Origin of the sequence: Micromonospora sp. MP36, assembly GCF_008119785.1 — a bacterium.
In the GTDB taxonomy this organism is placed as follows: domain Bacteria; phylum Actinomycetota; class Actinomycetes; order Mycobacteriales; family Micromonosporaceae; genus Micromonospora.
On the sequence record NZ_VSFA01000184.1, the window covers coordinates 1 to 7956 of the forward strand.

The following is a 7956-nucleotide window of genomic DNA, read 5'->3' on the forward strand; positions in this document are numbered from 1 at the left end:
GTGGAAGACGCCGCCCAACAGGACGTTGGTGAGCACACGCGCAGCTTCAGAGGCGGCAGCCTGATCGAGCAGGCCATAGAACAGAAGCGGGATGCCAGCGGGACAACCCGGGATCGCGGACCACGCGACTTCGCCACAACCCCGCAGCGCGGGATGCCCCTTACCGGCCCGGCCTGCTTGCGGATACTCCTCAAGGAAGCGGGCAACAGCCGCTTCGTTGGCCGCAGCACTCATCACGCACATCCGTCTGCGCCCCCCCACGCCACACGACGCCAGTTCCCAAGAGCGTCCCTGGGTGGCACTGTCCTCGGACCGAACCGTGCACGCAAGCACCGAGTCATGGTTCGTCGAGGTCCACCCGCCCCAGCCACCCCACCCGCAGACGACACCGCCTGAACGAGTTGACCCGTGACGGGCATGGGCTTCCTGCGTGTTGCCCGTGCCTCCCGGCGGAGGTCGACGCCGACTGGGACGCGATCAGCGAGGCGACCCTTTGGAGTTCTAGCGGCCCGTGACGAGCTGCGCCCCTGGCTGCGCGGGGTCGTGCAGACGTGCAACCGCGGCGGCGAGCCGCCCGCCGCCGAGCAGACCGGATGCCCGAAGACGCTGTGGGACCGGCTGACGCCCTACCAGTGCGACGAGGGCGCCGACACGGGCGTGTGCCCGACGCACGGGAAGTTCCGGCACGAGCCGGCCGACCCGCACAAGCCGTTCGGGCACCCCGACATGCACCTGGACGCCGACGTGCAGCGGCTGACCGCCTCCGACGACGACCCCACGGTGGTGGCGTACATCGTGGAGCTCTCGATCCGCTGCCTCGGCTGCCAGGAGCGCAGGCGCCGCAACTCGCCAGGGCTGTCCGCGACGCGCTCGACGACGGTCACGCCGGTGGGCGAGTTCTCGGCCCGGTCCCAGCGGATAGTGATGTGCCAGCGCGTTCGCCACTCCACGAGGGCAGCGTACTCGTACAGATATTCGATCAGGCCGGAAACCTGCTCGGTGTGGCGCCGGTGGTCATCGGTAGCACCGCCAGGCGTATGGATCGCCAGAATTCGATGTTCGTGCGTAGGCGTCGGAACCGTAAGTGTTGCGGCAGGCGACGTTCATGTCGATAGTGGACGCGGAGAGAAGCCTCGTACATTGCCAACTGCCGTCGTTGCGGGGCTGCGCGGAGCTCCCGGCGGCGTGCCGATCGCAGTATCCCTGGGCCATGTTCGCCACCCCGTCGTTGCTCGATGGCCCGAGCAGGAGGGGAGTCGGGCTTCGGGTTTGCGTCGGCGTGGCCGCGGCGCGTGTCGGGGGTGGCGCGGCGGGGCGGGTGACCGACGGTGCGGCGCTAGGCGAACGGGTGGCCTTCGGTGTGGTCCTGGGCGTGGCGGAGGGGCTGCGCGGGGTCGCGGAACTCGGCGTCTCCGTCGGCATCTCCGGGAGGGCAATCGGCTCCTCAGACGCGTCCGGCGGGATGGTGGCTGCCACCACCGGCAGGGCGGATTCCGGCGGACCGCCCGACCCCCAGGCAAACGCCACAGCGCAGACGAGCGCCCCCGCCGCGAGCCCGCCGACCGCGATCAGCCAGCGCCGCCGACCGGCCGGCCGCGGGCGGGCGTCACACTCCAGGTTGTGCAGCACTTGGGTCAGAGCGTCTTCGGCCGCCTCGGGGTGCTGCGGGGCGGACCCGCCGTAGCGGTCCTCGTTGAGGCCGGCGTCATCGTCGTGCGGGTAATGCTCCTCGTGGGCGTAGCCCACCTCCGGCACGACGTAGGTCTCCTGCAGCCCGACATGCGCGTCCTCGCGCACCGGACCGGGATCGATCGGCCCGTACGGCGCCTCGGCCCGCCGTTCCTCCCAGGAGGCATGCTCGTGCCCGTCGCCCCGGTAGGCCTGGTCGGGCTCGTAGCCCGCCGGTGCGGGGTCGAACCCCGGGTCGAACCCCCGGTACGCGTACTCGTCCCGGCCGTACGCCCCGTCGTACTGCTCGTATTCCTCGGACTGCTGGTCCGCCCGGTGTCTTGCCTGCCGCGCGTCGTGCTCCTGGTTCGTGCCCTCGGGCTGGTACGACTCCTCGTCCGGGTCCGACACCTCCTCGCGCCACTGCGGCGCGGCGGCCTCCGACCACTCGTCGTACCTGTCGGAGTCGCTTGCCGCCGGCCGCGACAGGTGAGCGATCCAGCTATCAATTTCATTCGGGTCGTCGTCTTGGGCAGCCCCATCGGCGGGGCGAGCGGTCGATCTCTCCGCCACGGTCGCCGGCCTCCTCTGAACGCACAGGTGCGGACAGCTAGCTGACCTTACTCACCATCAGCCAAAAGTCCACCCAGCTCATCCGGCGAACGGACAACAGACCCACGCTGTCGCCCGCGTGTTGCTGGATCACGTTGCCAGGTTCGAGTGATCGTCGAGCCGGACCGCACGCTGCCGTGAGCTGGCGATATTCATGCGCGCCCTGCAGTGCGCGAGGAGCAGATCCGACGCCATCAGCAGCGCGGATAGCCAACTGTCTGCTCGACCCAAGCTTGCCCGGGTGACCGGTGCCCGACGGCTGCTCATCGCGCGGAAGGCCCCGTTCTTGGGGGTGAACAGGGCCTCCCTGTGCGCCATACGGGAACCCGGAGGCCGAGGGCACCCGCTCCGGATGGTGGCCGCGCACCCCGACCTCTCAAACCGGCCACCGGCGCATCCGGGGAACATACTAGGCAGGACTCACGGCACCTGCAGCGCGGGCACGCGTATGAGGCACGCCGCGGCCAGGCCATGAGGCCGCCCCACCCAACGCCCCAACGCATTCGGTGGTCATCACTGCCTGTACCGTGCCCACGTGAGCTGGCGTGGCCACGTCGAGGCCGGTGGGGGCGATCCAGACGATGCGCGGGGCGCGGTCACTCTACTGTCGGAATCGATCACCGAGGTCGCGGTGACGCGGCTGCGGCACGCCGTCGCCGCGGCCGCCGACGCGACCGGCCTCGCTGGTGACCCGCTGGAGGACTTCGTCTTGGCCGTGCACGAGCTGGTCACCAACGTCGTGCGCCACGGTGGCGGAAGCGGACGACTCCGCCTGCTGCGCGACGCCGCAACCCTGTCCTGCCAGGTCATCGACCACGGTCCCGGAACAGAGGATGTTCCGATCGCCCTGCCGCGTCCCGGAACCCCGGGCCACCGGGGCCTGTGGCTGGCCCAGCAGCTCACCGACAACCTCGTTATCAACAGCGCGCCGGACGGGACGACAGCCACCATCACCGCCCGCCTCCCCGGGCTACAGTCGAGCGGATGAGGCGCGGCATGGAACAGACGTGGCAGTCGGAGACAACGGTGCGCGACGGGACCTCCGTCGTGACGCCTGTTCGGCGAACTCGACATCGCCGAGCCAGCCCGCTGGCGGACGTCCTGCAAGCGGCGATCACCCGCGCGCCCCGCGTCCAAGTCGACCTGGCGCGAGTCAACTTCATCGACTCCACCGTGCTGAACACGTTCGTCAACGCCCACGGCCATGCCACCGACAGAGGCGCCAGCGTCTCTGATCAGCTTAGTGATCCTGAGTCGGATGGGGTTTCCGGGATCGTTTCCCACCGTGGTGGGGTCGCGTGGGCGTGTAGGTGGAATCCTGCGCCCAGTGCGGCTCCTCGTGGCTGGTGGCCGGTGGTGGGTGTGCTGGTCGTGTTCACGCCCTGGTGTCGGTGGGCTGCGCGGGGCAGCCTTGGCCGGTCCGTTGGTGCGTGTCCCTCCGGACGCTTACCCGCCTGACCTTCGGATCGGGTGGGGGAGGGTGCCCTGCGTCGCCTGGGCGCGGGGCGTGGTGGCTTGCGCCGGGTGGGGCCGGTCTTCGACCGGTCCCCCCGGTGGCTTGTCGTGATGACCGCGGAGGCTTCGAGTTTGTCGACCACGGCGCGGATCACCATGTGCCCGCTGGCCTTGTCGATAACGGTCTTGGCCTGATGGGTGAGGCCGCGGGCGGCGATCCGCCGCCAGGCGCCCTGATCTCGGTCGCCCTGCCAGCGGCAGGACTGGCGGGGACAGATCGCCCACTTCCAGCCTGGGGTGGTGGGGCGGTCGGGGGCCTTACAGTGCCGTAGCGGAGTCAGGCACTGCGGGCAGTGCTTGGAGGTGTTCCGGGCGGGGGGCCGGTGCTGCCCGAGACGCAGTGTGGCCGGCCGGCGAAGCGCGGGAGGAAGGTCGTGGAAATCTGGACCGGACGACCCCTGGACGCTGTGGGCAGCATGTGAGATTGACTGTTCGGTTCAGGTAAGGATTCTGCTGATGGTGTCGATGTCCGCGGTGGTGTGGGCGTGTAGTAGGGCGGCGAACTGGTCAGCGGGCAGGATCCGGATGCCCAGTTGCTCGGCCTTGTCGGCTTTTGTGCCGGCGCCGTCGCCGACGACGACCATGTCGGTACGTTTGGACACCGATCCGGAGGGCTTGCCGCCGAGCGTTTCGACGGCCTCGTTTCCCTCGTTGCGGGTCAGGCCTGGGACGGTGCCGGTCACGACGACGGTCATCGGGGTTCCGTCGGGCTTCTGCAGCGGGAGAGGGCGGGCGGCTGCGCCGTCCGAGGCCGGGGCGGCGCCGGCCGGGGCGCTGGGTTCGGTCAGGTTCACCCCGCGCGCGGCGAGTTTGTTGATCACGCTGGTCAGCTCGACCAGTTCGGCGGCGATGGTGGCAGCGCGTTCCGGGCCGACGCCCTCGACCTGTTGGAGGTTGTCGACGCTGGCGTCGAGCAGGGCCTGCATGGTGCCAAAGTGTCGGGCCAGCCGCCGGGACATGGACCGGCCGGTCATCCGTACCCCGAGGCCGGTCAGCACCCGCGACAACGGACGGTCCTTCGATGCCTGAATGTTGGCTACCAGCTTGCCGGCGGAGATCTCACCCATCCTGTCGAGCGCGGCGAGGGTGGGCACGTCGAGGTCGTACAGGTCGGCTGGGTCGGTCACGAGCTTGGCCGCCACCAGCATGTTGATGATCTTGTCGCCGAGTCCTTCGATGTCCATCGAGTCGCGGGCAGCGTAGTACGCGAGGGACTCGTGCGCACCGCAGGCCCGACCGCGGGTGCAGCGCCACCGCTTCTGCGAGCGGTCGATGTCGCCGCCGCAGCGGGGACAGACCATCGGAGGTTCGAACGGCGCGGCGTCGGCCGGCCGGTCATCGAGCTTGGCACCGGTGACCTCGGGGATGACATCGCCGGCGCGGCGCACGAACACGGTGTCACCGGCCCGGACGTTACGACGGAGCAGGTCGTCGAAGTTGTGCAGAGTGGCGGAGGCGACGGTGACGCCACCGACGACGACCGGTTCGAGCACAGCGACCGGGGTGATCACGCCGGTGCGGCCGACCTGGACCTCGATCCGCAGAAGTCGGGTGGTGCGGGTGTCGGCGGGAAACTTGTAGGCGATGCCCCACCGCGGTGCCCGGCTGGAGAAGCCGGCCCGGTCCCGGTCGGCTGGCTGGTCGGCCTTGATGACCGCCCCGTCCACCCCGAACCCCAGCTGTCCACGGCGGGAGCGAAGAGCCTCCACCGCGGCGATGACCTCGTCGACGCTCGCGCACAGCGGCATCCCCGCCGCCGAGGTCGCGGTCGTCGCGACGCCGAGCCGCCCGACGCGGGCCATCGCCACCGAGTGCGGCACCGGCTCACCGTCGGCGCCGTCGAGGCCGTGTACGGCGTACGCCAGAAACGACAGCGGCGCGTCGTAGGCGCGGTCCTGCGCGCGCAGAGTGCCGGCCGCGGCGCTGCGCGGGTGCGCGAACGCCGGCTCGCCGTGACCGGTACGCAGCACGTTGGCGGCGGCGAAGTCGGCGTCGGTCATGAACACCTCGCCGCGCACTTCCACCGTCAACGGTTCCGCCAGGCGGGCAGGCAATCCGACCGCCCGCCGGGCCTGCCCGGTTACATCTTCACCGGCCCGCCCGTCGCCGCGGGTGGCGACCAGGGTTAGCCGCCCGTCGACGTATCGGGCAGCGACCGCCAGACCGTCGATCTTCGGCTCGACCGTGTACCCACCGACCGGCCGGCCCAGCAACCGCTCCAGCCGGACGGCCCACTTGCGCAGCGTCTCCTCATCGAACACGTTGTCCAGGCTGAGCATCGGCGAGCTGTGCTCGACGTCGCCAATCACACCGGCGCCGGCCGCGACCACCTCCGTCGGGGAGTCGTCGGCCTTCCACTCCGGCCGGGCGGCCTCGGTCGCGGCGACCCGCGCCAACAATGCGTCGTAGGTCGCATCGTCCATGACCATGCCCGGCCCGCTGTAGTACGCCGCGGCGGCCGCCCGGACGTCGGCGATCGCTGACCGGTACGCCTGCACCGAATCGAAGGGCTCGGCGCGCGCGGCGTCAACGACCGGGTCGACGGCGTCGACCCGGTCCTCAAGACCCGTAACACCGGGGCTGGCCATCGCCGACCTCCTTGAATTCGCGCTGGCCACGCCCGCGGCGGCGGCGCGGCGCAGACTTGCTCGACTTGAGCTGACCTGCTGCACAAACTACTGGTCGAGTACGACATGGATGCCGCCATCAGGCGCGGGAGCATGCCTACGCAGTTGGATCGGGACGGGCGTGGCGGGGGAGGTGGGCAAGGATCTGATCCCGGTCGGCGGTCGTTAGGGCCGGGCCGAGGACCTATCGGGCGGGGCTTGATCCCTGATCCGAGAGTGGCGCCGGACCGTGTTGTAGCGGTGCAGCCAGCGGAACGTGGTGAGCCGCGTCGGCTCATGGGACGCCTATCGTCTGCCGCTCGGGTTCGATGACCGCAACGACTCGCTGTTCGTCTCGCCGATATGGCTGACCGGTGTATTTGGTGGACAGTTGGTCGACGATTGTCCAGGCGGCGTCGCCTTCGAGCCACTCGATGACGCGGCCGCGGATGATGACCGGCTGGAACGGGTTGTCGGCTGGTGTCAGGGAGAGCGCGACCCGTGGGTCGCGGCGTAGGTTGCGAGCTTTGCGCGAGTGCGGACCGGTGAGGATCACGACGTGGTCGCCGTGCGTGCCGATCCAGACAGGGACGCAGTGGGGCGCGCCGTCGGGCAGGACGCTGGCGAGGTGGGCGATCGAGGTGCCGTCGAGCACACGGCGAACATCGGGGTCAAGCATCGTGGTCATCTCCTGGCGTGGGTTCTGGGTGGGCTTCTGGCAGTGGTTGTCGACGAGCGACGCGACTTTGCCGGTGACGAGGGTCATCGCTCGACCTTGTAGTGGAGGTGGGTGACGCCGGGCGCCGGGACGGCGTCGACGAGGCGGAGGCGCACGTGCTCGGGGAGCGACTGGAAGAATGGCCGGCCGCCGCCGAGCAGGACCGGCACCTGGTGGAGGACCACCTCGTCGACGAGCCCCGCCTTCAGCGCCTGGGTCACGACGCCGCCGCCCATGAGGCCGACGTCCTTGTCGCCGGCGGCCTCGCGGGCTGCGGCGATCGCGTCTTGGATGCCGGTGGTGATGAGGGTCTGCCGCTCGGTGATCTCCGGTGCCGGCCGGTGGCTGAGGACGAACAGTCGGGCGGTCGGGTGGGGGCTGCCGCCTCCGAAATGGTCGGAGTCCTCGTAGGTGTTGCGGCCCGCCACGACGGCGCCCACGCGTGCGGCGAGGGCGTCGAAGACCGGGGTGCTGGGCTCGCTCAGCCTGAACCCGTCGAACACGTGGCTGGGTGTGTCGCCGTCGAAGTACCAGTCGAAGAGCATCGTCCCGTCGCCGAGTCCGCGCCCGGCACCGGGGTCGCGGCCGGTGATGTAACCGTCGACCGACACCGCGTGGGCGCTGAAGACCTTGCTCATCTCCGTGATCCTTTCCGGGGTTCCTTCAAGAGACGCTGTGACCATAGCAACTTCAGTTCCCTAAGGGAACCCCGATTGCTAGACTGCCCCCATGCAACGCACGGACTTCAGCAAAATGGCGTGCTCGATCGCCCGTACGCTCGACGTCATCGGGGAGCCCTGGTCACCGCTGGTCCTGCGTGACGTATGGGTCGGGCTC

Annotated in this window: 7 protein-coding genes; 2 read left to right on the forward strand and 5 right to left on the reverse strand. The window is 69.9% G+C overall.

What is annotated here, in order from left to right:
* Together FXF52_RS42740 and FXF52_RS39565 are read right to left on the reverse strand one after the other, a co-directional pair.
* On the reverse strand, nt 1-234 hold a 234-nt coding region (locus FXF52_RS42740; protein WP_222870931.1), incomplete at its 3' end, for a hypothetical protein.
* 780 nt (nt 235-1014) lie between these two features.
* On the reverse strand, nt 1015-2241 hold the full coding sequence (locus FXF52_RS39565) for a hypothetical protein (RefSeq protein WP_148804775.1): 1227 nt from the start codon (nt 2239-2241) through the stop codon (nt 1015-1017).
* A gap of 574 nt (nt 2242-2815) precedes the next feature.
* On the opposite strand from FXF52_RS39565, the gene FXF52_RS39570 reads away from it, so the two are divergent.
* Nucleotides 2816-3268, forward strand: a complete 453-nt coding sequence (locus tag FXF52_RS39570) for an ATP-binding protein (RefSeq protein ID WP_148804776.1) — start codon at nt 2816-2818, stop codon at nt 3266-3268.
* A gap of 8 nt (nt 3269-3276) precedes the next feature.
* A complete protein-coding gene (locus tag FXF52_RS44340; RefSeq protein ID WP_370518100.1) occupies nt 3277-3738 on the forward strand; it encodes an STAS domain-containing protein in 462 nt (153 codons plus the stop codon).
* A 494-nt stretch (nt 3739-4232) separates the two neighbouring features.
* Here the strand turns inward: FXF52_RS44340 and ligA are convergent, their stop codons facing one another.
* The 3 genes from ligA to FXF52_RS39590 form a co-directional block, all read right to left on the reverse strand.
* Complete coding sequence (ligA, locus tag FXF52_RS39580) at nt 4233-6383, reverse strand: NAD-dependent DNA ligase LigA (RefSeq protein WP_148804777.1); 2151 nt, start codon at nt 6381-6383, stop codon at nt 4233-4235.
* 313 nt (nt 6384-6696) lie between these two features.
* On the reverse strand, nt 6697-7167 hold the full coding sequence (locus FXF52_RS39585; protein ID WP_255472866.1) for a PPOX class F420-dependent oxidoreductase: 471 nt from the start codon (nt 7165-7167) through the stop codon (nt 6697-6699).
* Complete coding sequence (locus tag FXF52_RS39590; protein WP_148804778.1) at nt 7164-7757, reverse strand: dihydrofolate reductase family protein; 594 nt, start codon at nt 7755-7757, stop codon at nt 7164-7166. The genes FXF52_RS39585 and FXF52_RS39590 overlap by 4 nt, the downstream gene beginning before the upstream one ends.
* Nucleotides 7758-7956 lie beyond the last annotated feature (199 nt).

Excerpts from the sequence above, each read along its gene's own strand:
- FXF52_RS44340 (WP_370518100.1), top strand. The coding sequence starts at position 3,277 with ATGGAACAGACGTGGCAGTCGGAGACAACGGTGCGCGACGGGACCTCC.
- ligA (WP_148804777.1), bottom strand. The coding sequence starts at position 6,383 with ATGGCCAGCCCCGGTGTTACGGGTCTTGAGGACCGGGTCGACGCCGTC.
- FXF52_RS39585 (WP_255472866.1), bottom strand. The coding sequence starts at position 7,167 with ATGACCCTCGTCACCGGCAAAGTCGCGTCGCTCGTCGACAACCACTGC.
- FXF52_RS39590 (WP_148804778.1), bottom strand. The coding sequence starts at position 7,757 with ATGAGCAAGGTCTTCAGCGCCCACGCGGTGTCGGTCGACGGTTACATC.